This is a genomic window from Rhodococcus sp. BE178 (assembly GCF_050433545.1).
Classification (GTDB): domain Bacteria; phylum Actinomycetota; class Actinomycetes; order Mycobacteriales; family Mycobacteriaceae; genus Prescottella.
Genome location: NZ_JBNPXA010000005.1, coordinates 130,200 through 154,162, shown reverse-complemented (window position 1 = coordinate 154,162; position 23,963 = coordinate 130,200). Strand labels below are relative to the sequence as shown.

At 68.7% G+C, this 23,963-nt stretch carries 23 protein-coding genes; 13 read left to right on the top strand and 10 right to left on the bottom strand.

Annotated features, from left to right (window positions below):
- The first annotated feature begins 20 nt into the window (after nucleotides 1-20).
- The 3 genes from J2X34_RS11830 to J2X34_RS11820 all read left to right on the top strand — a co-directional run bounded on the left by J2X34_RS11830 (nucleotide 21) and on the right by J2X34_RS11820 (nucleotide 5,680).
- Nucleotides 21-2,174: a transglycosylase domain-containing protein gene (locus J2X34_RS11830; protein ID WP_114720145.1), complete on the top strand. Its 2,154-nt coding sequence runs from the start codon at nucleotides 21-23 to the stop codon at nucleotides 2,172-2,174.
- Between the two features lie 101 nt (nucleotides 2,175-2,275).
- Nucleotides 2,276-3,928 carry a hypothetical protein gene (locus tag J2X34_RS11825; RefSeq protein WP_429517371.1) on the top strand — a complete coding sequence of 551 codons (1,653 nt, stop codon included), beginning with the start codon at nucleotides 2,276-2,278 and terminating at the stop codon, nucleotides 3,926-3,928.
- A gap of 162 nt (nucleotides 3,929-4,090) precedes the next feature.
- Nucleotides 4,091-5,680: a hypothetical protein gene (locus J2X34_RS11820; protein ID WP_114720444.1), complete on the top strand. Its 1,590-nt coding sequence runs from the start codon at nucleotides 4,091-4,093 to the stop codon at nucleotides 5,678-5,680.
- Between the two features lie 108 nt (nucleotides 5,681-5,788).
- Here the strand turns inward: J2X34_RS11820 and J2X34_RS11815 are convergent, their stop codons facing one another.
- Nucleotides 5,789-6,379, bottom strand: coding sequence for a TetR/AcrR family transcriptional regulator (locus J2X34_RS11815; protein ID WP_429517369.1), 591 nt, complete (start codon nucleotides 6,377-6,379; stop codon nucleotides 5,789-5,791).
- 92 nt (nucleotides 6,380-6,471) lie between these two features.
- Here J2X34_RS11815 and J2X34_RS11810 point away from each other — a divergent pair, with 92 nt between their 5' ends.
- The 4 genes from J2X34_RS11810 to J2X34_RS11795 all read left to right on the top strand — a co-directional run bounded on the left by J2X34_RS11810 (nucleotide 6,472) and on the right by J2X34_RS11795 (nucleotide 10,118).
- Nucleotides 6,472-7,704 (top strand): acyl-CoA dehydrogenase family protein, encoded by a 1,233-nt coding sequence (locus tag J2X34_RS11810; protein ID WP_429517367.1) that lies wholly within the window; start codon nucleotides 6,472-6,474, stop codon nucleotides 7,702-7,704.
- The gene (locus tag J2X34_RS11805; RefSeq protein ID WP_429517365.1) at nucleotides 7,701-8,546 is read left to right on the top strand and encodes a phosphotransferase family protein; all 846 of its coding nucleotides are present in this window, start codon (nucleotides 7,701-7,703) and stop codon (nucleotides 8,544-8,546) included. The genes J2X34_RS11810 and J2X34_RS11805 overlap by 4 nt, the downstream gene beginning before the upstream one ends.
- Before the next feature lie 25 nt (nucleotides 8,547-8,571).
- Nucleotides 8,572-9,333, top strand: a complete 762-nt coding sequence (locus J2X34_RS11800; protein WP_429517363.1) for an SDR family oxidoreductase — start codon at nucleotides 8,572-8,574, stop codon at nucleotides 9,331-9,333.
- Between the two features lie 185 nt (nucleotides 9,334-9,518).
- Nucleotides 9,519-10,118, top strand: a complete 600-nt coding sequence (locus J2X34_RS11795; RefSeq protein ID WP_429517361.1) for a M23 family metallopeptidase — start codon at nucleotides 9,519-9,521, stop codon at nucleotides 10,116-10,118.
- Between the two features lie 25 nt (nucleotides 10,119-10,143).
- On the opposite strand, the gene J2X34_RS11790 is transcribed toward J2X34_RS11795, so the two are convergent.
- The 7 genes from J2X34_RS11790 to J2X34_RS11760 form a co-directional block, all read right to left on the bottom strand.
- Complete coding sequence (locus J2X34_RS11790; protein ID WP_429517359.1) at nucleotides 10,144-10,431, bottom strand: AAA family ATPase; 288 nt, start codon at nucleotides 10,429-10,431, stop codon at nucleotides 10,144-10,146.
- A gap of 298 nt (nucleotides 10,432-10,729) precedes the next feature.
- Nucleotides 10,730-11,827, bottom strand: a complete 1,098-nt coding sequence (locus J2X34_RS11785) for an inositol-3-phosphate synthase (RefSeq protein ID WP_114720131.1) — start codon at nucleotides 11,825-11,827, stop codon at nucleotides 10,730-10,732.
- Nucleotides 11,820-12,386, bottom strand: coding sequence for a PadR family transcriptional regulator (locus tag J2X34_RS11780; protein ID WP_022598568.1), 567 nt, complete (start codon nucleotides 12,384-12,386; stop codon nucleotides 11,820-11,822). The genes J2X34_RS11785 and J2X34_RS11780 overlap by 8 nt, the downstream gene beginning before the upstream one ends.
- A gap of 107 nt (nucleotides 12,387-12,493) precedes the next feature.
- Nucleotides 12,494-13,159: a DUF1707 domain-containing protein gene (locus J2X34_RS11775; protein ID WP_254622688.1), complete on the bottom strand. Its 666-nt coding sequence runs from the start codon at nucleotides 13,157-13,159 to the stop codon at nucleotides 12,494-12,496.
- Nucleotides 13,156-14,004 (bottom strand): DUF1707 SHOCT-like domain-containing protein, encoded by an 849-nt coding sequence (locus tag J2X34_RS11770; RefSeq protein WP_114720129.1) that lies wholly within the window; start codon nucleotides 14,002-14,004, stop codon nucleotides 13,156-13,158. The genes J2X34_RS11775 and J2X34_RS11770 overlap by 4 nt, the downstream gene beginning before the upstream one ends.
- 90 nt (nucleotides 14,005-14,094) lie before the next feature.
- A complete protein-coding gene (locus J2X34_RS11765; RefSeq protein ID WP_429517356.1) occupies nucleotides 14,095-14,937 on the bottom strand; it encodes a DUF1707 SHOCT-like domain-containing protein in 843 nt (280 codons plus the stop codon).
- 2 nt (nucleotides 14,938-14,939) lie between these two features.
- Complete coding sequence (locus tag J2X34_RS11760) at nucleotides 14,940-15,806, bottom strand: DUF1707 SHOCT-like domain-containing protein (protein WP_429517353.1); 867 nt, start codon at nucleotides 15,804-15,806, stop codon at nucleotides 14,940-14,942.
- Nucleotides 15,807-15,954: 148 nt separating this feature from the next.
- Between J2X34_RS11760 and J2X34_RS11755 the strand changes: the two genes are divergently transcribed.
- The 3 genes from J2X34_RS11755 to J2X34_RS11745 all read left to right on the top strand — a co-directional run bounded on the left by J2X34_RS11755 (nucleotide 15,955) and on the right by J2X34_RS11745 (nucleotide 20,655).
- The gene (locus tag J2X34_RS11755) at nucleotides 15,955-16,374 is read left to right on the top strand and encodes a DUF5318 domain-containing protein (protein WP_174914146.1); all 420 of its coding nucleotides are present in this window, start codon (nucleotides 15,955-15,957) and stop codon (nucleotides 16,372-16,374) included.
- Between the two features lie 508 nt (nucleotides 16,375-16,882).
- Entirely contained in the window at nucleotides 16,883-19,045 is a 2,163-nt protein-coding gene (locus tag J2X34_RS11750) for a transglycosylase domain-containing protein (RefSeq protein ID WP_429517582.1), read from the top strand.
- 23 nt (nucleotides 19,046-19,068) lie between these two features.
- On the top strand, nucleotides 19,069-20,655 hold the full coding sequence (locus J2X34_RS11745) for a glycosyltransferase family 87 protein (protein ID WP_429517351.1): 1,587 nt from the start codon (nucleotides 19,069-19,071) through the stop codon (nucleotides 20,653-20,655).
- A gap of 84 nt (nucleotides 20,656-20,739) precedes the next feature.
- On the opposite strand, the gene J2X34_RS11740 is transcribed toward J2X34_RS11745, so the two are convergent.
- Nucleotides 20,740-21,165, bottom strand: coding sequence for a DUF2752 domain-containing protein (locus J2X34_RS11740; RefSeq protein ID WP_429517349.1), 426 nt, complete (start codon nucleotides 21,163-21,165; stop codon nucleotides 20,740-20,742).
- 56 nt (nucleotides 21,166-21,221) lie between these two features.
- On the bottom strand, nucleotides 21,222-22,559 hold the full coding sequence (locus tag J2X34_RS11735) for a glycosyltransferase family 87 protein (protein WP_429517347.1): 1,338 nt from the start codon (nucleotides 22,557-22,559) through the stop codon (nucleotides 21,222-21,224).
- 185 nt (nucleotides 22,560-22,744) lie between these two features.
- Here J2X34_RS11735 and rpsF point away from each other — a divergent pair, with 185 nt between their 5' ends.
- The 3 genes from rpsF (at nucleotide 22,745) to rpsR (ending at nucleotide 23,952) form a co-directional block, all read left to right on the top strand.
- Entirely contained in the window at nucleotides 22,745-23,032 is a 288-nt protein-coding gene (gene rpsF / locus J2X34_RS11730) for a 30S ribosomal protein S6 (RefSeq protein ID WP_114720115.1), read from the top strand.
- A gap of 104 nt (nucleotides 23,033-23,136) precedes the next feature.
- Entirely contained in the window at nucleotides 23,137-23,670 is a 534-nt protein-coding gene (locus tag J2X34_RS11725) for a single-stranded DNA-binding protein (protein ID WP_114720113.1), read from the top strand.
- Nucleotides 23,671-23,709: 39 nt separating this feature from the next.
- Nucleotides 23,710-23,952 (top strand): 30S ribosomal protein S18, encoded by a 243-nt coding sequence (gene rpsR, locus J2X34_RS11720; RefSeq protein WP_031936841.1) that lies wholly within the window; start codon nucleotides 23,710-23,712, stop codon nucleotides 23,950-23,952.
- Nucleotides 23,953-23,963: the final 11 nt, after the last annotated feature.

The window sequence follows — 23,963 nt, the reverse complement described above, 5'->3', positions numbered from 1 at the left end:
ATTGAGACGGAAGTTCCATTGTGAATTCAACAAACACGGAAGCCGCGGGTAGTCCGGAATCCGGCCCGCCCGCCACCAAGGCTCGGCGACGCAAACCGCGCCGGCGCGGCCGTCGGATCGCCCTGTACGTGACGCTGTGCGTGCTCGTCCTGCTGATCGCCACCCCGTTGATCGCGTTCGGTGTCGCCTACAAGGACGCGGACGTGCCGCGGCCCGGCGATATGAAGACCAACCAGGTGTCGACGATCCTGGCGTCGGACGGGACGACGGAGATCGCCCGCGTCGTGCCGCCAGAGGGCAACCGCACCGAGGTCACGATCGACCAGATTCCGGAGCACGTGCGCAACGCGGTGCTCTCGGCCGAGGACCGCGACTTCTATTCGAACCCCGGATTCTCGGTCAGCGGTTTCGCGCGCGCGGCCCGCGACAACGTGCTCGGCAAGGACAGCGCCGGCGGTGGCTCCACCATCACCCAGCAGTACGTGAAGAACACGCTGGTCGGGTCGGAGCGGTCCGTGACCCGCAAGATGAAGGAACTGGTGATCTCGTCGAAGATGGCGCGCGAGTGGTCCAAGGACGAGATCCTGGCCGCGTACCTCAACACCATCTACTTCGGCCGCGGCGCGTATGGCATCGCGGCCGCGTCCGACGCGTACTTCGGCAAGCCGCTGGGCGAGCTGACGGTGGCCGAGGGTGCCGTGCTGGCTGCGGTGATCCAGAGCCCGTCGAGCCTCGATCCCGTCACCAATCCGGCAGCGTTGAAGGCGCGTTGGGACTACGTGCTGGACGGCATGGTCACGATGTCGGCGCTGTCGTCCGTCGAGCGTGGGGCGATGCAGTTCCCGGACGTGCTCCCGACGGCACCGCTCGCGGATGCAGGTGCGGCGCCGGGCCCGGAGGGCCTCATCCGCGCGCAGGTGCTGCGTGAACTCGCCGAATCCGGTGTCAGTGAACAGGATCTGAACACCGAGGGACTGCAGATCACCACCACCATCGATCCCACGGCGCAGCAGGCCGCGCTGGACGCGGTCGCCGACACGCTCGACGGTGAACCCGAGAACCTGCGCACCGCCGTGGTGTCGGTCGACCCGAAGTCGGGTGCGGTGCGCGCCTACTACGGCGGCGCCGACGGCAAGGGCTTCGACTTCGCGCAGGCCGGACTCCAGACGGGTTCCTCGTTCAAGGTGTTCGGGCTGGTCGCCGCACTGCAGCAGGACATCCCGCTGTCGCAGATGTACGACAGCGGTCCCCTGTCCGTCTACGGCGTGACCATCACCAACGTCGAGGGCGAGTCCTGCGGCAAGTGCACCATCGCCGAGGCGCTCAAGCGGTCCCTCAACACCAGCTTCTACCGCCTCACGTTGGCGATGGACGACGGTGCACAGAAGATCGCGGACGCCGCACACGCCGCCGGCATCCCGGAGACGGTGCCGGGATGGCAGTACCCCACGCTCACGCAGGAGGGTGGTTCGCCGGAGAACGGAATTGTGCTGGGCCAGTACCTGTCCCGGCCCATCGACATGGCGTCGGCGTATGCGACGCTGGCGGCGTCGGGCATGTACCACAAGCCGTACTTCGTGCAGAAGGTCGTGACGGCGGACGGTGTCGTGCTGCTGGACCGGCCGGCGCCCGAGGGTGAACGCAGGCTCGACGCGGCGGTCGCGGACAACGTCACGCAGGCGATGCTGCCGATCGCGTCGTACTCGCGCAGCCACGGACTGGCCGGTGGCCGACCGTCGGCGTCGAAGACCGGCACCGCACAGCTCGGCGACACCGGGCAGAACAAGGACGCCTGGATGGTGGGGTACACCCCGCAGCTGTCCACCGCGGTGTGGATCGGCACGGCCGACGCCAAGGCCATCGAGAACACCTGGGGCGGCTCCGTGTACGGCTCGGGTCTGCCGTCGGACATCTGGAAGAAGACGATGGACGGCGCGCTCGAGGACACCGACGTCGAGAAGTTCCCCTGGCCGGCACCGATCGGTGGTCAGGCCGGTGTCCCGGCGTACACCGGGGCGGGATCGGGCGCATCGGGGTCCGGCCAGAGCACGGCCAATTCGCCGGCCCCGGCCGCACCGGCTCCCGCGCCCGCACCGGCACCGCAGCTTCCGCCGCCCCCGAGCGGTCGCGTCATCGAGATCCTGCCCGGGGTCAAGATCACGTTGCCGGGCTGAGTCGACGGTCGGGTGTGGGGGCGTGACGCAGGTCAAGATCGGGTGCATACGTGTCGCATCCGTGATTGAAGAATCACGATTCGGAAGGTGTACTCGTTACCGTGACTGAGCCCGCGCGCCCCTCCCAGGTTTTCCGTCTCCGCGCGCCGTTGGCCGGTGTCGCGGTAGTTGCCGGGCTGTTGGCGTGGGCGCCGGTGGCCGCCGCGGAGACCACGCGCCCGGCTGCCTGCGTGCCGTTCGGCACCGCTCAGCTGCCACCCGGGTTGCCGTCCCAGGGCGGGCGCGACGGGCTCGAGCGTCTCCCGGAGTTCGTCGGGGACAACGCGCCGTCGTCGGTGGAGCTGCGCACACAGACAACACAGTTCAATCGGATCTGGGACTTCGCCCTGGTCGACGCCGCGTTGCTGACGCGACCGCGGGCCGGATCCGACGCCGAGCCGTGGCGGTACGCGCCGCTGCCCGAATGTCTGCGGGACCGTCTGGTCGGAATCTCGGTGGACGACGACGAGTTGATCGCCGTGGACGACGCCGGGTGGATCTACACGATGGACAACGTGTCGCAGGCTCCGCTGTTCTGGAACTGGACCTCGGCCTTCGGTGCGCCGCTGTGGACCGGGTCGGGCCAGCGGCTGCCGGGCACCGAACCGGGCACGTGGGCGCTCAGCGTCTCGTCGCCGTGGGACAACCAGACCTACACCGATGCCGCGGGCCGCGTGCACTACGTCGGGCTGGGCAAGATGACGATGGTGCCCGCGCTCACCGGCGACGGCAGCCGCATCACCTACGCCGACCCGTGGCTGCCGAACGATCAGAGCTACGAGATCGGCGGCCCGCTCGGCGGCCGGTTCCGGTCGATCGCCCTGTCGTCGGCCGGGTCGACGACGTTCGTCGTGAACGAGTACGGCGACATGTACACCCGCAGTTTCGACTTCGACGCGTCCGGTTCGGACTCGGTGTTCTTCCGCTACAGCTGGGACGACCAGTCCGGCAAGCCCACGGCACCGAACATGTTCGCGGAGTTGCTGGACCGCGACACCGCCGCGATCCAATTGCCGGGTCAGGACTGGGTGCGCCAGCCCAAGATTCCGGGCGAGATCACGTCGGCGATCAGCGTGCACTCCACCGGCGTCGGCCCCGGCGCCCGCGAGTTGCGGGTTGCGGGACGGCAGGACGGCGGCGCGTCGGGCTTCTGGCACAAGGATCTGGACGCGCCGGCATGGGAGTTCACCGCGACGGGCGCGGACCTGCCCGGCACGCCGCTGGAGAACTCGCCGTTCGACCGGTCGGCGGAAACGCTCGCACCCCCGGCGCCGTGGAATCTGTCGGCGTCGCTCCCCGCCCGCGACACCCTCGTCGACGGGCAGTTCCTCGTCGACGCCGGCCTGCCGTACACGCTGGTCGATCCGCGCCTGCTCGACGCCGTCGGCCAGCAGGCGGGACCGTCCGGGTACCGGATTGCGGTGTCGCACTTCGATCCCGCTGCCACCACCCGCGAGGCCACGGTGACGGCGCCCGACGGTGCGGTGATCCCGGTGTTGCTGCACACCGCCGACGGTCTCCGGTTCGAGGCACGCGGACCGGGGCTCGACGATCAGCCGCGGCACCTGGTCGGTGCGATCGAGATCCCGCAGACCGTGTTCGACGCCCGCGACACCGATCCCTCCCTGGATGCCTTCGTCCGGGACTGGATGCGCGGCAAGCAGATCGCACCGATCACTCTCAGTGCGACAGCGAGTGACCTGGTGGTGCGCTGACCCGGCGAGTTTGCGACTCCGTGAATGGCGTGCGTCACACGGTCGACATGAAATGTAACAAACGGTCGGTCAGCTGCTATATCAGAGAACGTGATCGATCGTGTCCTCCGCAGTAAGCGCTCCCCGTCTCGTCTCGCCGCACCCCTCGTGTGCGTGGCGGTGATGACCGGACTGTTGTCCACTGCGCCGACGGCGTCTGCGACGGCGTCCGGGCCCGCGTCGTGCGTACCCGTCGGCACCGCGCAGTTGCCGCCGGGACTGCCCTCGGCGGGTTGGCGGGCGGGACTCGACACCCTGCCGTTGTTCGCCGGCAACCACGCGCCATCGTCGGTCGAGTTGCGCACGCAGACAACGCAGTTCAACAAGTTCTGGGACTTCTCGCTGGTGGACGGCGCGCTGCTGACCCGTCCGCGCGTCTGGACCGGATCGAACACCGAGGCGTGGCGGTACGCGCCGTTGCCGGAGTGCCTGCGGGGCAGGCTGGTCGGTATCTCCGCCGACGACGACGAGTTGGCCGCGATCGACGCCGACGGCTGGATCTACACCATGGACAACGCATCCCAGACGCCGTTGACCTGGAACTGGACGTCGGCGTTCGGCGCCCCGATCTGGACCGGCGGCGGCAAGCGCCTTCTCGGCGGGGCGCCCGGACAGTGGGCGCTGAGCGTCGCCTCTCCGTGGGACAACCAGACGTACGCGGACGCCGCCGGCCGCCTGCACTACTACGGGCTGGCGAAGATGACGATGGTGCCCTCGCTGACGGGCGACGGCAGTCGCATCACGTACGCCGACCCGTGGCTGCCGATCGACGACAGCTACGAGATCGGCGGCCCGCTGGGCGGCCGGTTCCGGTCCGTTGCGCTGTCGTCCTCGGCGTCGACGACGTTCGTGGTGAACAAGTACGGCGACATGTACACGCGGAACTTCGATCCCGACGCGACCGGCTCGGACTCCATCTTCTTCCGCTACAGCTGGGACGACCAGACGGGCAAGCCGACCGCGCCGAACTCGGCGTTCGAGTCGTGGTTCAAGGGGTACGCCGCGATCCAGCTGCCCGCGCAGGACTGGAAGCGTCAGCCCAAGATTCCCGGCGAGATCACCTCGGCGATCAGCGTGCACTCCACCGGCGTCGGGCCCGACGCCCGCGAGCTGCGGGTGGCCGGTCGGTCGGGTGGCGTCGCCGGCTTCTGGCACAAGCACCTGAACGCGCCGTCATGGAATTTCACCGCAACCGGAGCGGACCTGCCCGGTGCGCCGCTGGAGAACTCGCCGTTCGACCGGTCATCGGACACGCTGGCCCCGCCCGCGCCGTGGAACCTGTCCACGTCACTGCCCTCCCGCGACGCGTGGGTGGACGGCCAGGTGCTGGTGGACAGCGTGCTGCCGTACTCGATCCTGGACCCACGCCTGCTCGACCAGGTGGGCCTGCATGCCGGCCCGTCCGGCTACCGGATCTCGATCGACCACTTCGATCCCGTCGCCACCACCCGCGCGGCCACGGTGACCGCGCCGGACGGCACGACCATCCCCGTCGTCGTCCATACCGCGGACGGGCTCCGCTTCGCACCGCGCGGTGCCGGACTGGATGCGCAGCCGCGGCACCTGGTCGGCGCGATCGAGATCCCGCAGTCCGCGTTCGACGCCCGGGCCTCCGACCCCGCCCTGGACGCCTTCGTCCGGGACTGGATGCGCGGCAAGCAGATCGCGCCGATCAGCCTCAGCGCCACCGACACCGATCTCGTGGTCCGCTAGGAACAAACCTTTCGGCCTCGCGCCAATCTGTACCTTTCTGTACCTTTTCGAGGGTTGTGTACAAAATTGGCGCGGGCACGGAAGTCATGTCTGCGGCCGGTCCGATTCCTACGCGGCGGGGTGCCCGTGCGGCATCGGCAGCGCCGCGAGCGCGTGGTCGACGACGCCGTCGACGGTGAAGACCGGCTCGATCGTGCGGTCGATGGCGAGGCTCTCGACCATCGACCACCATCCGCGCAGGAGCATCCGTGCCTCGGGGGACGGCTGTGTGTCGGTGGCCTCGAGGGTGCGCTCGACCATGGTGTCCTTCATGTGTTCGCGGATCTCCTGGATCTGCGGGTCGGCGCCGAAGCCGCCGTGGAAGAAGGACTGGTAGTTCGCGCCGTGCCGGTCGATGAACGAGACGAACGCGTGCACGACGGCCCTCAGCGGTTCACCGGACGCGTCGTCGGGGTCTGCCTTCGCGGCGCGCAGCAGGCGCCGGGCGGCCGCGCCGACGACGGCGACGTAGTAGTCCTGCTTGGTCGGGAAGTATCGGAACAGCAGGCCGCGGGAGATGCCGGCCTTCTCGGCCACCAGGTCGATCGACAGCGCATGGATGGGCCGGGCCGCGAGTTCCTGCAGGCCGATCGCGACGAGTTGCCGCTTGCGCTCCTCCGGTGGGAGCCGCCGCCGGGGGGCCGCAGTTTCGGTCGACACGAGATGACACCGTCCAGGATCTTGATTGCGGGGCAAGTCTACGTTTAGGTTAACTGAGCAATGCTCAGTTAGTCGACGGCACGGAGGCTGGCATGGATTTCGCACAAAGCGCGCGGTCGAAGGAGTACCTCGATCGACTGCGGGCGTTCATCGCGACCGAGGTCGCGCCCGTCGAGGCGCGACTGCGGGCCGAGCGGGTGGCACCGTTCGCGCAGCGCGCCGACGTTCCTGGTGTCGCGATGTGGCAGGTGTCCGACGAGTTCCGCGCGCTGCAGGCCGAGGCCCGCGCGCAGGGCCTGTGGAACCTCTTCCTGCCCGACGCCGAACTCGGCGCCGGCCTGACCAATGTCGAGTACGCCCCGCTCGCCGAGGAGATGGGACGCTCGCCGTTCGTCTCCGCGATCTTCAACTGCGACGCCCCCGACACCGGCAACATGGAGGTGCTGTACCACTACGGCAGCGCCGAGCAGAAGGAGCGCTGGCTGACGCCGCTGCTGGACGGTGAGATTCGGTCCGCGTTCTGCATGACCGAGCCCGACGTCGCGTCGTCCGACGCCACCAACATGGCCGCGACCGCCGTCGTCGACGGCGACGAGGTGGTGCTGGGCGGCCGCAAGTGGTGGAGCACCGGGATCGGCAGCCCCGATTGCAAGATCCTCATCTTCATGGGCCTGACCGACCCGGAAGCGCCCAAGCATCAACGGCATTCGATGGTGCTGGTGCCGATGGACACCCCCGGTGTGAAGGTCGAGCGGATGCTCTCGACGATGGGCTTCTACGACGAACCCGGTGGGCACGGCGAGGTGTCGTTCACCGACGTCCGGCTGCCGTTGGACGCAGTCATCGCCGGGCCCGGAAGGGGATTCGAGATCGCGCAGGGCCGGCTCGGGCCGGGCCGCGTGCACCACTGCATGCGCCTGATCGGCCTGGCCGAGGCCGCGCTCGAACTCGCGATCCGCCGCGGCACCGAACGCGTCGCCTTCGGCAAGCCGCTGGTCAACCTCGGCGGCAACCGCGAGCGCATCGCCGACGCCCGCATCGCGATCAACCAGTTGCGGCTGCTGGTGCTCAACACCGCCTGGCTGCTCGACACGCAGGGCCTGTTCGGCGCGCGGTCCGCCGTCTCCGAGATCAAGGTCGCCACCCCCCGCGTGGTGCAGCAGGTGATCGACTTCGCAATCCAGATCCACGGCGGCGGAGGGCTTTCCGAGGACTTCCCGCTCGCCGGTGCTTGGACGGCGGCGCGTGCACTGCGCCTCGCCGACGGCCCCGACGAGGTTCACCAGGGTCTGGTCGCCCGCTTCGAGTTGGGGAAGTACCAGTGAGCCCGAAGACACCGGCGCTGCCGGACAACGCGCGCACAGTTCGCGACGAGGATGCCTTCGATGTCGTCGCCGTCGCACAGTGGTTGCGGGACAACGGCTCCGCTGAACTCGAAGGCATGCCCGAGGTGCGCCAGTTCGCGGGCGGGGCGTCCAACCTGACGTACCTGCTGCGCTACCCGGACCGCGACCTGGTGCTGCGCCGTCCGCCGGCCGGCGCGAAGCCGTCGTCCGGGCACGACATGGTCCGTGAGTACCGCATCCAGTCGCTGCTCGCGCCCGTGTACCCGCACGTGCCGGCGATGGTGGGCCTGTGCACCGACCCGTCGGTGCTCGGCAGCGACTTCTACGTCATGGAACGCGTCGAGGGCGCCATCCTGCGTTCCGCTCCCCCGGCCGAACTGGGGCTCACCCCGAAGAACACGCGTGAGCTGTGCCTGCGGGTGATCGACCTGCTGATCGAACTGCACGGCGTGGACCCGACGTCTGCGGGCCTGGAGGAGTTCGGTCGCGGCACGGGGTACGTCGCCCGCCAGGTGGCCGGTTGGACCAAGCGTTACGCCGCCGCCCGCACCGACAACGTGCCCGACTTCGCGCGGGTTGCGAAGTGGCTCGACGACAACCGGCCGGCCGACGTCGCCTCGCGGGTGATCCACGGCGACTTCCGGCTCGACAACGTCGTGCTCGGCGACGACCTGCGGCCCCGCGCCGTCCTGGACTGGGAACTCGCCACGATCGGCGATCCGCTGATGGACCTCGGCTCGAGCCTGGCGTACTGGCCAACCCGGCGTTCGAGCACTTCTGGATCGCGGTGGGCTACCTGGACACTCGCTGCAACGAACTGATCGACGCGATGACGGAGGGCAAGTAGTGGGCAGCCGCGCGCCACGCAGGAACATTCTCATCACAGGTGCCAGCTCGGGCCTCGGCCGCGGCATGGCCCGCGAATTCGCCGCACGTGGACGCAACCTCGCGCTCGCCGCCCGGCGCACCGAGCGGCTCGAGGAACTGCGCGACGAACTCCTCGCCGCGAACCCGGACATCACCGTCGCGATCCGGGGGCTCGACGTCGACGTCCACGACCAGGTGTTCAGCGTGTTCCGGGAGTTCGACGAGGAACTCGGCGGCCTGGACCGGGTGATCGTCAACGCCGGTCTCGGCAAGGGGCAACCGTTGGGCACCGGCTACTTCCGCGCCAACGCCGCGACGGCGCGCACCAACTTCCTCGGCGCCCTCGCGCAGAGCGAGGCGGCGCTCGAACTGTTCCGGCCGCGGAACGCCGGCCACGTGGTGCTGATCTCGTCGGTGAGCGCGATGCGCGGCATGCCGCGCAACCTCACCACCTACGCGGCGTCGAAGGCGGGGGTCGCGGCGCTCGGCGAGGGCATGCGGGCGGATCTGGCGAAGACCGGCATCGACGTCAGCACCATCTTCCCCGGCTTCATCCGCTCCGAGATCAACGAGAAGGTGAAGAAGGTGCCGTTCATAGTCGACACCGAGACCGGTTGCCGCGCGCTGGCCGCGGCGATCGAGAAGGAACCGAACAAGGCCTACGTCCCGGCGTGGCCGTGGTTGCCGGTGTCGATGGCGATGAAGGTGCTGCCGCTGTCGGTGGTGTCGAGGATGGCGTAGGTCGGCGCGGACAGCGGAATCCGGCCTGACCTGCACGGATCGCGAAACCGGTCGGTTTATAACTCGTCAAGATAAATATTCGATAACGCTCGACGGATTGATATAGCTTCGTTACCCTTTTGTGACGGGCCCCATGGGAGCACCCCCCTCGGGCCGATGGGCAAGACACAAATGAGGTAATACCCGTGGGCAAGCACCACCAGCCATCGCACCGTTTCGTTCGCAAGATCAACCCCTCCGAGTCCGCCGCCGGCCGCCGGTCGCGCAAGACGGCGGCATTCGTGGCCATCGCCGGGACCCTCCTCGTCGGAGGGGCGCAGCTCGGCGCCGCCACCGCCTCCGCGGCCCCCGCGGCCCAGACCGCCGGATTCGTCCACAGTGTGGGCTCGAGTTCCGCTGTGGTACAGCCTGTTTCCGGCACCCTGACATCGAGCTACGGCCCGCGCGGTGGCAGCCACCACGACGGCATCGACATCGGTGCGAGCATCGGCACACCGATCTACTCGGCCGCCGCCGGATCCGTGATCTCGGCCGGCCCGGCCTCCGGGTTCGGGCAGTGGGTGCGCGTGCAGCACAACGACGGCACCATCACGGTGTACGGCCATGTCGACACCTACCTCGTCAGCGTCGGCCAGAGCGTCACCGCGGGCCAGCAGATCGCCACGGTCGGCAACCGCGGTCAGTCGACGGGTCCTCACCTGCACTTCGAGGTCTGGGATCCCAGCGGTCGGCAGGTCGATCCGCAGGTCTGGCTGCGGAGCAACGGCGTCCACCCGACGTGGTGACCGGCCCGCTGATCCGGTAGTCGGGTCACAGCGCGAGGTGGTCGCCGCGGAATCGTCGACGCATCCGCCTGTCATGGGTCACCAGGACGACGGTGCCCGCGAACGCGTCGAGCGCCTCCTCCAACTCCTCGACCAGCGCCGGCGACAGGTGATTGGTGGGCTCGTCCACCAGCATCAGGTCGGCGCCGCTGGTGACCAGCAGCGCGACCTCGAGGCGTCGGCGCCGGCCGAACGACAGATCCGCCAGCGGTCGATGCAGATCGTCGGGCCGGAACAGGCCCAGCGAGAGCAGTTCCGCGGCCGCATCCTCCACGTATCCGGGGGTGAGGTCCTTGCCCCCGGAACAGGTCCGGGTGATCGAGAGGAATGTGCCCTCGCACGACCGACCGGTCCGAACGGGGTTGTGTGCGCCCAGGGCTCGCCGTGGAGCATGCTCGACGCGGCGTCCCGATCTAGGAATTCAGTGTGCCCGTGCCGACGAAGGTAACACCGGCGATCCGTGCCGGCCACCGATTATCTCCGGCTGCACCGAAAACCGGCTCGAAAACACCTGTGGCGGTGGATGAGTCCGGAGACTCGCCCACCGCCACAGGTGCGTTGTACGGCTGGTTCTACTCGGCGCCGATGATGAAGGCCTCGAGCTCGGTGCGAGCCTTGTCGTCGGCCATCTGGACCGGCGGGGACTTCATCAGGTATGCCGAGGCCGGCAGGATCGGGCCACCGAGGCCGCGGTCCTTGGCGATCTTCGCGGCACGGATGGCGTCGATGATGATGCCGGCCGAGTTCGGGGAGTCCCAGACCTCGAGCTTGTACTCCAGGTTCAGCGGGGCGTCACCGAAGGCGCGACCCTCGAGGCGGACGTACGCCCACTTGCGGTCGTCGAGCCACTCCACGTAGTCCGAGGGACCGATGTGGACGTTGCGGTCGTGGACCTTGCCGGCGAGCGAGCCGGTCAGGTTCGACGTCACGGCCTGGGTCTTGGAGACCTTCTTGGACTCCAGACGCTCACGCTCGAGCATGTTCTTGAAGTCCATGTTGCCGCCGACATTGAGCTGGTACGTGCGGTCCAGCACCACGCCGCGGTCCTCGAACAGCTTCGCCATCACGCGGTGGGTGATGGTGGCGCCGACCTGGCTCTTGATGTCGTCGCCGACGATCGGGACACCGGCCGCGCGGAACTTCTCGGCCCACTCCGGGTCGGAGGCGATGAAGACGGGCAGCGCGTTGACGAACGCGACACCGGCGTCGATGCAGCACTGCGCGTAGAACTTGTCGGCCTCTTCCGAGCCCACCGGCAGGTAGGACACGAGGACGTCGACCTTGGCAGCCTTGAGCGCGGCGACGACGTCGACGGGCTCGGCGTCGGAGACCTCGATGGTCTGCGCGTAGTACTTGCCGATGCCGTCGAGCGTCGGGCCACGCAGGACGGGGACGTCCAGCGGCGGGACGTCGGCGATCTTGATGGTGTTGTTCTCGCTGGCGTTGATCGCCTCGGACAGGTCGAACCCGACCTTCTTGGCGTCGACGTCGAAGGCGGCGACGAACTGGACGTCGCGCACGTGGTACTGGCCGAACTTGACGTGCATCAGGCCGGGGACGGTGGAGTTCTCGTCCGCGTCCTTGTAGTACTGCACGCCCTGGACCAGGGACGAGGCACAGTTACCCACGCCCACAATGGCTACGCGCACCGCGGTGCTGTTCTCACCCATGGTCGGGTTCTCCTTCGTTTTTCTTGGGTGCTGTTGCTGTTGATGATTGTTCGGCGGCGATCAGCTCGTTCAGCCACCGCACTTCCCGTTCGCTCGACTCGAGACCGAGCTGATGGAGCTGGCGGGTGTAGCGGTCGAGTGACCCGGTGGCCCGCCCGACGGCGTCCCGGAGACCCTCACGGCGCTCCTCGACCTGACGTCGCCTGCCTTCCAGAATTCGCATCCGCGCCTCGGCGGGGGTGCGGCTGAAGAAGGCAAGGTGCACGCCGAACCCGTCGTCGGTGTAGTTCTGGGGCCCTGTGTCCGCCACCAGCTCGGAGAAACGCTTCCGACCGGCGGGGGTGAGCTCGTACACGCGGCGCGCCCGGCGCTTGACGGTGCCGTCCGCGCCGGCGTCCTCGGCGATCAACCCGTCGGCCTGCATGCGCCGAAGGGTCGGGTAGAGCGAGCCGTAGGAGAAGGCGCGGAACGCACCGAGCAGGCCGGTCAGCCGCTTACGCAGCTCGTATCCGTGCATGGGTGACTCGAGGAGCAGCCCGAGAATTGCGAGCTCGAGCAAGATCACACCCCCTGAGTGTCCCGAACATAACCGACAGATGCGATTGCCAACTATATCGCACCGATATATACGGGCACACAGTTGAGCGAAAACAGCAGGTGGAAGACCTACTGGTCGGCTCGGTAGACCTCGCGGACGGCGCCGTCGAAGCCGACCGTCAGGAAGCCCTGCGCGCCCGTGGTCTCGTTCCACAGGTGGATACTCACGACCGGCCCGTTGTCGTCGTCGCGCTGCGCGATCAGATAGACCCGGGTCGGGTCGGCCACGCCGAGGGTGCGGTCGGCGCCGTAGACGAGCCCGATCAGCTGGGGGACGTTCGGGCGGAGCTCGGTGAGGTCGACGGGTACGCCCTCGGTGCGGCCGGGTGACCTTCCGTTGTCCGTCAGCTGTCCGTCCTCGTACCGATACGACTGCTCGCTACCGGGCGCACCGGGTACCGGGCGCGAGATCGACGCGTAGTCGGGGTAGATCGTCAGGCTGTCGACCTCCGAGTCGCCCAGTTGCCGGTCGATGTCGTCGAGCATCTGCCCGAGCCCCGCCGCGGTGATCAGCTCGGTGCCCACCGTGGGGCCGGCCGGACCGGCATGATCCCGATTCGAGGTGACCACGACGATGCCGCACACCACGACGACGGCCGCCGCGAGCGCGACGATCCAGCGAGTGCTCTGCGGCTGTGGCGACGGCGCGACGGTGTCGCTCGGCGCCGGCGGCGCCTGCAGGTCTCGGACGAGTCGATCGAGGTTGTCCGGGGTGCGGCGGTTCGGCATGCTCATCGCCCCTGGGCCGGCGAGACGTCGACGACGGTGCCGTCCATCCGCGTGTCCACCATTCCCGTTTGTTCCTCGCGGTCCTCGAACAGGTAGCTGACCAGGCCCTCCCCCGCCGTCGAATCCGGTCGCACGAAGATGTGCTCGACCTGGGCCGCCGGCATCCCGACACGGCCCGGTCCTGTCGCGAGAACCTCGGCGAGTCGGTCGACGTCGAGGGCCGCGAGGTCGACCGTGGTGGTGTCCAGGGGTCGCGAATCGGGCTCCCGCACCGTCGAGAACCCGCCGCGGAAGCTCCAGTCCTGTGCGCGATGCGGTTGGCCGTCCAACATCCGGGTGAAGAACACGTAGGTCGGGTAGAAGATCACGTCGTCCACCTGCAGATCACCGAACTTCAGCTCGTACTGGCGCAGGAAGTCGCGGATCCCCTCGGGTGAGCGAGGATCGAGCGGCTCGACCACGATCGGCTGCGGCTCGCCGGGCGCGACAGGGGCCGGTTCGGCCGCGACGACCGCCTCGGGCGCCGCGGCGTCGCCTCGATTCGTGTACATCACCGTTCCGCAGATCGCCACGACCGCAACCACGATCGCGGCCACAGCGCGACCCGGGACACGTCTGCGAGGTGCCGGCGTGGCCTCCCGTGCGGCTTCGACGAGATGCTCGGGAATCTGCAGGTCCTCGACGAGAGAGGCGAGTTCCCCGAGCGTCTTGGCCTTCATGGCCTGCGCGGTCCGGGTCTGATACTCGGTCGGATCGAGTTGCCCCTCGCTGTATCCGGCGTCCAGGAGTCCACATGTCTGGGCGCGATCGATGTCGCGCGCGCGGGCTTTGGCGGAGACGGGGGCGGACACGTCCGTGATCCTAGGAAACCGTTCGGACTGTTGTGCAACCACGTCCGAACCGACGAACTACACGGGTGGAGAAGATCGAGCACGAAGTGCCTACTGGTCGGCTCTACGGACTTCCAGAATCTCGCCGTCGAATCCGATGGTCAGCCACCCGTTGGCAGCGATGTCCTGATTGGACGCCAGGATCTCGACGGCCGGTATGTCGACGGAGCGGTCGCGGTCGATCGACAGATAGACCGAGTCCGGGTTCGGCACTGCGACGCTCTGCTCGATCCCGCGGACCAAGCCGATCAGCTTGGGCAGGTTCGGCCGAAGTTCCGCGAGGTCCACCGGAACGGTGGGTGTGCGGGTTCCACCGTCGTCGGGACCGTCGAAGGTGGGACTCCCGGATTCGATCTCGTAGCTGTACCTCTCGCTCCGGCCAGGCTTTCCCGGGACGGGGCGAACGATGTCGGCACGCTCGGGGTACACGCGCAGCTCGTCGACCTCCAGGCCGCCGAGCTTCTGCTCGAGGGTGTCGAACAGGCGGTTCATCTCGGTGAGCGTCAACAGGTCGGCCGATTCCGCATCGACGGCGGCGACGCCCGGGGCGGCGGAAGGCGCGTCTTCGCCCGACTGCGCCAGGACCACGGCCCCGCCCACCGTGAGCACGGCCGCGATACCGAGAGCGGCGATCCACCGCATGCTCCGGTCCCGCGGTGGGGCGGGAACCGCGTTCGACAGCTCCCGCGGAACCTGCAGGTCCCGAACGAGGCGGTCCAGATCGCCCAGCGTGCGTGCCGTCGCTGCGGATTCCAGGCGGGCGCGGTGTTCGTCCTCGGACAACTGGCCGGTGTTGCGCGCCGCGTCGAGCACCTCGCACACACCGTCGCGGTCACTGTCACGGGCGCGTAGGCGCAGGGAGGTCGCGAGGTTTCGGCGTTCGGTCGGCGTCATCGTCACCTGTCCGCAGTTCGGACGTCGATCTCGTCGCCGCCGAGTGTCGTGTACACGCTGCCGGATCGCTTGTCAGGGCTCTCGACGCTGATCGCCACCTCGACCTCGCCGCCGGTGGTGCGGACGTCGATGTCGCCGATCCGGCCGGTCGAGAGCTGTACCCGATCCGGGGCCGTGGCGAGGTTGGCCGCCAGCCGGTCGAGATCGACGTCGGCCAGGTCGATCGCTTGTGTGTCGGGGCCTCGCCCACTCGGGGTCATCGACGGCTTGAACCCGTTCATGAAGTCGTACCGCTGGTACAGGTGCGGTGCCCCGTCGACCGCGCGCTCCACCGACACCCGCTCGGGGTAGAAGATGGCGCGATCGACCAGTGTGTCCTTGAACTTGGCGCGGTACCGGTCGATGAAAGCCCGGATCCCCTCGACGGTGGTCGTGTCGATCGGCTCGATCACGATCGCGTCGGGCTCGCCCGGAATCGGTGCCGGCAGCGGCGCGGGTTCCTCGGCAGCGGCAACGACCTCCGGCACGGCGGCCGTCTGCGCGGCCTCGTCGTCGCGTGCGACGAAGAACACGGTCCCGATCACGACGGCGACGGCCGCGATGGCCGCGGCGATCACCGGCCCGCGCCGTAATCGCCGGGGTGCGGGGGCGGTCCGGAGTGCGGTCTCGACGAGGTGCGCGGGAATCTGCAGGTCGGACACCAGCGCGTCGAGTTCACCGAGCGTCTTGGCCTTCATCGCGGCGGCGGTGCGGGCGTCGTACTCGGTCGTGTCGAGCTGGCCCTCGCTGTATCCGGCGTCGAGCACTCCGCAGGTCTGCGCGCGATCGATATCGCGCGCACGAGTACTGGAGGAAGCCTGCCCGGACACGGTCGTGATCTTAGGAAACCGCTCGGGCGGTCGCCCGGCACCACCCGTTTCCGGCGGTACCGTCGCATGTCAAGACCTTGTGTTCGTCCCCACGTGCGGCGCCTCCCGGCACACCCCGCCGACGGGCGACGCACGTACTCTGGTCTCCGTGCGGATACAGCGGCAGGTCGTGGACTACGCGCTGCAGCGCCGGTCCCTGCTCGCCGAGGTCTACTCGGGGCGGACCGGCGTGACCGAAGTCTGCGATGCGAGCCCCTACCTGCTGCGCGCGGCCAAGTTCCACGGCCGCAGCAGTTCGGTGATGTGCCCGATCTGTCGCAAGGAAGAGTTGACCCTCGTATCTTGGGTGTTCGGCGACAAACTGGGCCCGGTGTCGGGCTCGGCGCGGACACCCGAGGAACTGGTTCGTCTGGCCGCGACTGAGGAGGAATTCTCGGTCCATGTGGTCGAGGTGTGCCGCACATGCAGCTGGAACCACTTGGTCCAGTCCTACGTTCTCGGTGCGGTACCGGCACCGAAGCGGCCGAGGAGGACGTCCTCACCGCGCCGCCGCACCGCCAGTGAGTAGTAGTGAACCGACAGCGTAGGAAGCCGACAGCTGTGCCCACCGACCGACGCAACCGAGGACTGCCCACAGTCACCCGATTACTGGAGATTCGTACGTGAGTTCCCCCAACAACCCCCAGGGTCGACCTACCGGACCGCGGCGTCCGAACGGCCCGCAGCAGAGTGGACGACCGGCCGGGCAGCAGCCCGGCCGTCCCGTGGGTGGCCCCGGGGGCCCCGCGCCGCGCCGCAACCCGGGTCCCCAGCAGGGCGGTCGCCCGGCTCCACGGCAGCCGCAGCAGGGTGGTCGTCCACCGCAGGGAGGCCAGCGCCCGCCGCAGGGGGGACCGCGTCCGCCCCAGGGCGGCCAGCGTGCGGCACAGGGGGGACCGCGTCCGGCACAGGGTGGGGGCCGCGGTCCCGGTGGGCGTCCGCCGGCCGGCCCGCCGCCGACCGCACGCAAGTCCGGTGACGGATCGGGCGGTCAGCCGCCGAAGGGTCCGAAGAAGACCAAGTCCAGCAAGTGGAAGATCGCGCGCCGCACCGCGTACGCCGTGGTCGCGCTCGGCCTGATCGTGCCGATGCTGACGTTCATGGTCGCGTACATCGTCGAGGACGTACCGAAGCCCGGCGACATGAAGACCAATCAGGTCGCGACGATCCTGGCGTCGGACGGGACGACGGAGATCAGCCGCGTCGTGCCGCCCGAGGGCAACCGCACCGAGGTCACGATCGACCAGATTCCGGAGCATGTGCGCAACGCGGTGCTCTCGGCCGAGGACCGGAACTTCTACACCAACCCGGGATTCTCGGTTTCCGGATTCGCTCGCGCGGCCCGCGACAACGTGCTCGGCAAGGACAGCGCCGGCGGTGGCTCCACCATCACCCAGCAGTACGTGAAGAACGCGCTCGTGGGTTCGGAGCGCTCGCTCACCCGCAAGATGCGTGAGCTGGTGATCTCGTCGAAGATGGCCAAGCAGTGGTCCAAGGACGACATCCTCGCCGCGTACCTCAACACCATCTACTTCGGTCGCGGCGCGTACGGCATCGCGGCCGCGTCCGAGGCGTACTTCGGCAAGCCGGTCGAGCAGTTGACGGTGGCCGAGGGCGGCGTGCTCGCCGCGGTCATCCAGCTGCCGTCGCTGCTGGACCCCGAGACCAATCCCACCGGCGCCCAGTCGCGTTGGAACTACGTCCTCGACGGCATGGTCGACAGCGGCACGCTCAGCGCCGCCGATCGTGCCGCCACCCAGTTCCCGCAGGTCATTCCTCTCGCCGAGGTCGACAACGGCAGCGGCGGCAACGGGCCGGAGGGCCTGATCAAGCAGCAGGTGCTGAAGGAGCTGTCGGCGGCCGGCATCAGCGAGCAGGACCTCAACACCGAGGGCCTGCAGATCACCTCGACGATCGACCCGCAGGCGCAGGCGGCTGCCGTCGACGCCGTCGAGACATACATGGACGGTGAGCCGTCCGAGCTGCGGACCGCGGTCGTGTCCGTCGACCCGAAGTCGGGTGCCGTGCGCGCCTACTACGGCGGCGCCGACGGCGGCGGCTACGACTTCGCGCAGGCCGGTCTGCAGACCGGTTCGTCGTTCAAGGTGTTCGGCCTCGCGGCCGCGCTGGACCAGGGCATCCCGCTGTCGCAGATGTACGACAGCGGCCCGCTCACCGTCAACGGCATCACGATCGGCAACGTCGAGGGCGAGTCCTGCGGCACGTGCACCATCGCCGAGGCCCTCAAGCGTTCGCTCAACACCAGCTTCTACCGGCAGATGCTGCAGATGGACGACGGCCCGCAGGCCATCGCCGACATCGCCCACAAGGCCGGCATCCCCGAGGACATCCCGGGCGTGGGCCCCTCGCTCACCGAGCCGGGCGGCGTCGGACCGAACAACGGCATCGTGCTGGGCCAGTACCAGTCCCGGCCCATCGACATGGCGTCCGCGTACGCGACGCTCGCGGCCTCCGGCGTCTACCACACGCCGCACTTCGTGCAGAAGGTCGTCACCTCCGACGGCACCGTGCTGCTCGACCGCGGCACGCCGACCGGCGAGGAAGTCATCGACGCCGCGGTGGCCGACAACACCACCGCCGCAATGACGCCGATCGCGGCGTACTCGCGTGGCCACGGGCTGGCCGGTGGCCGTCCGTCGGCGTCAAAGACCGGCACCGCGCAGCTCGGTGACACCGGCTCCAACAAGGACGCGTGGATGGTCGGCTACACCCCGTCGCTGTCGACGGCGGTGTGGGTCGGTACCGAGCAGGGTCTGCCGATCGAGAACAGCTACGGCGGAATGATCTACGGCTCCGGTCTGCCGTCGGACATCTGGAAGGCGACGATGGACGGTGCGCTGAAGGGCACCGACATCGAGAAGTTCCCGACGCCGGATCCGATCGCCGGTGTCTCGGGAGTTCCCGCGTACTCGGCACCGGCCGCGCCGAAGACGTCGTCGGCGCCCACGTCGACCACGGCCCCGCCGACGACGACTCCCCCGCCGCTCGAGATCACCACGAGCAACATGGAGATCCTTCCGGGCGTGACGATCCCGATTCCGGGCATCAAGCCGGGCAAGCCCACCGACTCGACTACCACTCCGTCACCTGAGGAGCCGACGTCGGGGCAGGAGCCGCCGGACACGACGGCCCCGGAGGGGCAGCAGCGAGCGGTCCCGCAGCCGGTCCCCGTCGGATAGCCCTTTCCCGGTAGCCTCGCGGGGTGGCCGACAACGCACCGGGCAGCACCGAGACCGACACCGGCGTCGAGCTGGTGTCGCCGGCGCCGCTCGCTGCGGATCGGCGCTCCGCGGACTGGCGGGACGTGCCGGGCCACACCGATCCGCTGACGGCACAACTGTCGTCGACGATCGGTGGCCCGGTCGGTCGGCACGCGCTGATCGGACGGACCCGCTTCTTCACCCCGATGCGGGTGATTCTGCTGCTGGCCGTGGTGTTCCTGAGTCTCGGTTGGTTCACCAAGGCCGGCTGCATCCAGCAGGGCCCGGTCGGCGCCGACGGCGCGCTGGGACTGGACTGGAGCGGCAACCGCCAGTACGTGGCGATGTGTTACTCCGACACCGTCCCGCTGTACGGCGCCGAACATCTCGACGAGGGCGCCTTCCCGTACAAGAAGTGGTGGGAGGAGCCGGCCGCCGACGGGTCCGTGCAGCGTCGCTACATGGAGTACCCGGTGCTGTCCGGGCTCTACCAGTACGCGTCGATGGTGGTCGCGAAGGCGTGGGACGCGACCCCGTGGCTGCCCGGCGGACTGCAGGTCGCGATCTACTTCAACGTGGTGGCGCTCGGCCTGGCCGCGGCATGGCTGGTGACGGTGTGGGCCAGTGCGCTGCTGGCCGGCCGCCGCGTGTGGGACGCGGCGCTCGTCGCCTGCTCGCCACTGGTGATCGTCCACGCCTTCACCAACTTCGACCTGTTGGCGACGGCCTTCGCGGCCGGTGGTCTGCTCGCGTGGTCGCGCAAACGTCCGGTTCTCGCCGGCATCCTCCTCGGCCTCGGCGGCGCCGCGAAGCTCTATCCGCTGTTCCTGCTCGGCCCGCTGCTGGTGCTGTGTCTGCGCACGGGACGGATGCGCCCGTGGTGGCAGGCGACCGCGGCCGCGGCCGGAGCCTGGCTGGCGGTGAATCTGCCCATCGCGCTGCTGTTCCCGCGCGGCTGGGCGGAGTTCTACCGCCTCAACTCCGAGCGCGGCGCCGACCCCGACTCGATCTACAACGTCATCACCTCGTTCACCGGGTGGGCCGGCTTCGACGGCCCCCTCGCCGCGGGCGAGGCGCCCAGCGTGCTCAACGCGGTGTCGCTGCTGGCGTTCGTCGCGGTCTGCGCCGGTGTCGCCTGGGTGGCCCTGACCGCGCCGACTCGGCCCCGGGTGGCGCAGCTGTGCTTCCTGGTGGTGGCCGGGTTCCTGCTCACCAACAAGGTGTGGAGCCCGCAGTACTCGCTGTGGCTGGTGCCGCTCGCGGTCCTCGCCCTCCCCCACCGTCGGATCCTGCTGGCGTGGATGACGATCGACGCCCTCGTCTGGGTGCCGCGGATGATGTACTACCTCGGCGTGTCCAACAAGGGACTGCCCGAGCAGTGGTTCACCGGAGCCGTCGTGCTGCGCGACCTCGTCGTCCTCGCGCTGTGCGCGCTGATCCTGTGGCAGATCTACCGGCCGTCGAGGGATCTGGTGCGGTTCGGCTTCATCGACGACCCCGTCGGCGGCGTCCTCGACCAGGCCGAGGACGTGCCACCGAAATGGTTGCCGGCATGGCTGCGTCCTAGGGTTCCGGTGCGCGCCGAGTGAGGTCCTGCTTCCGGTGGAGCGTGCTCTCGTCGCCGAACTGCTGGGGCGCGGGAGTCGTTCGGTCGGAGGGCTTTTCGTGACTGATCAGACCTGCAGGCCGGTGAACGGTGCGATCGGAATGTTCCTGAGCACGAACCAGATCGCGGCCGCAGCGAGCGCGGCTGCCGGAATCCGTCGGAGATGCCGTGCGTCCAGTACCCGTCGACCCCGAAACCGGCCCCAGGTCCAGGCGCCGTACCCGGCGAGGAGCAGGACCGCGACGACGACTCCCAACGCGTTGTACCGCAACGCGTCCGAGAGGTCGAAGTGGAGGAGCGAGTACAGCATTCGCGTGCCGCCACACAGCGGACAGTCGATTCCGAGCAGCGCCTTCGTCGGGCACACCGGGATGACTCCGCCCGGCATCGTCGGATCGGCCCAGAGCACGAACCCGCAGGCGGCGACCGCGGCCGCCGCCACCGCCGCCGGTGCGGCGAGGCGGAGCGTCAGACGCTTCGGTGTGGACTTCATGGAATCCGAAACGTACCCCGGGACAGCCCGACACGGAGCGGTCCGGCTGCGCGCGGTCAAGGCACCGCGGCCGGGACCGCCGCCGGCGGCCTCGTGGGGAGGGGGTCGCCGCGCTCCGTCCGGCGCAGCGGGGCGCCGACGAAGACGAAGAACAGCACGACGAGCAGGGCGGCCTGCCCCCACACGCCGAGATTGACGACGAATTCGGTGGTGCCGGTGTCTGATCGGGTGGCGAGGGTGTCGAACCAGCGGAACACCCCGATGCCGAGCGTCAGGTCTGCCACCAGGTAGGCCGCGACCAGCGACCACGGCACCCGCAGCAGCACCAGGAAGGGGATCAGCCACAGCGTGTACTGCGGCGAGTGCACCTTGTGCAGCAGCAGGAACGCGCACAGCATCGCGCCGCTCACGCCGATCCACGGATAGCTGCCGTGGCGTTCGAAATGCTTCCAGCCCAGCCACACCGCGAGGGCCAGACCGGCGCACAGCGCGAGCGGCGACACGATGCCCACGACGTGGTTGTAGGTGTCGGAGCCGTGCAGGTCCACACCCATCAGTGGCCGCAGGCCCCAGTACCAGATGCTGTTGCTGGTGAGATCGGCCGTGCGCAGCTGCTGGAACGTGAACGACGCCCGCCAGCCGTCGTAGTGGGTCAGCGCGAACGGCACGTTGATCGCGACCACCGTTGCCGCCGCGGCCCCGAGTACCGCGGCGGCGCCCCGGACGTCGAGGCGGTTCCGGTCCCGGCCCTCGGTGAGGACGTACAGCGCCAGCGGCAGCACGAACAACCCCGGATAGAGCTTGAGGCAGAACCCGATCCCGAGCAGGACGGCGGCGAGCACCGCGCGGGTGCGCAGTGACCAGCGGTGCGAGGCCATCACCGCGATCGCCCCGACCGACGTCGCGACGACGGGTAGCTCCCAGTTGTGGAACGCGTACAGCAGCAGCGGCGGACTCGCCGCCCACAGCAGCGCGGCGCGCCCCGCGAGCCGTCCGAGCATCCACGCGGTGAGCAGCCCGAACGGCGCCAGCAGCAGTGCCGAATGCAGCAGGAACGCGGCGTCGGTGTGGGCGCCGATCCCGCCGAGCCACATCAGCAGGCCGCTGAGCACCGGGTACTCGACGGTGCTGCCGGTGAGCACGCCGTCCGGGGTGATGCCGCCGGTGTACGGGAACAGGTGCTGGTCGATGCCGCGGCCCAGCCACAGGAGCTGGATGTCGGAGTAGCAGACGTCGCGGTCCTTGATCCTGTCGAAGATCAGGCTGCGGCCGTCCGCGCCGAACGGCGGACCGATGCAGCGGGACTTGTCGAGGTAGCCGAGGATCATCGTCAGCAGGCAGGCGGTGAGGATGGTGACCGTCGTTCCGGTCCGGATGTTTGCCGCCGCCCGCATGAAATCCAGCGTAGGGCGATCCCGGCGGCCGGTGGGATCGGCGACATCGGCGGGAAGCGACCGTCCGGACCAATTTCGCAGGTCAAAGGCTGCTCGTGTACCCTGCAAAGGTTGCTGACGCAACGACCCTCCTGCCACGGACAGTCCGTGGCCGTTTCACAGTCCATAGGAGGTGATGAGGTCTTATGCGTCATTACGAATTGATGGTCATTCTCGACCCCAGCCTGGACGAGCGCACCGTCGCCCCGTCGCTGGATACGTTCCTCAATGTCGTCCGCAAGGATGGCGGCAGTGTCGACAAGGTCGACGTGTGGGGTAAGCGTCGTCTCGCGTACGAGATCGCCAAGAACAGCGAAGGCATCTACGCGGTCATCGATATCACCGCCGAGCCGGCCACCGTCAACGAGCTCGACCGTCAGCTGGGTCTGAACGAGTCGGTGCTTCGTACGAAGGTCCTGCGCCACGGCAAGTGATTCCCGTCTGATCCAGGCACAGGTTTCAGTCGGTACCGGCGACGTCGGTACCAGCACCTAGGCTTTGGAACAACAGGAACTCCACACACAGCAGGAGGAACCACATGGCAGGCGACACCGTAATCACCGTCATCGGAAACCTGACGGCTGATCCCGAGCTTCGTTTCACCCCCGCGGGTGCCGCGGTCGCGAACTTCACCGTCGCGTCCACGCCCCGTACCTTCGACCGTCAGACCAATGAATGGAAAGACGGCGAGGCCCTGTTCTTGCGCTGCAACATCTGGCGTGAGGCAGCGGAGAACGTTGCGGAGAGTTTGACCCGCGGCTCGCGAGTGATCGTGAGCGGCCGGCTCAAGCAGCGCTCCTACGAAACTCGTGAAGGTGAGAAGCGCACTGTCGTAGAGCTCGAGGTCGACGAGATCGGCCCCTCGCTCCGTTACGCCACGGCCAAGGTCAACAAGGCCAACCGTGGTGGCGGCGGTGGCGGGGGCGGCTTCGGTGGCTCCTCCGGCGGATCCGGCGGCGGACGTCCGGCGTCCAACAATTACAGCCAGGGCGGAGACGATCCGTGGGGCAGCGCGCCGCAGGCGGGCTCCTTCGGAGGCGCCCGTGGCGGAGACGACGAACCGCCGTTCTGATCCGTACCCGATCGGAACATCCAGAAAACGGAGAAAGACATGCCGAAGCCGCCGCTGCGCGACAAGGTTATGAAGAAGAAGGTCTGCACGTTCTGCAAGGAAAAGAACACGCAGATCGACTACAAGGACACGACGCTGCTGCGTAAGTACGTCAGCGACCGCGGCAAGATCCGCGCCCGCCGTGTCACCGGCAACTGCGTTCAGCACCAGCGCGACGTGGCCGTTGCCGTGAAGAACTCGCGTGAGGTGGCCCTGCTGCCTTACGTCTCGACGGCTCGCTAAGGAAAGGGAGG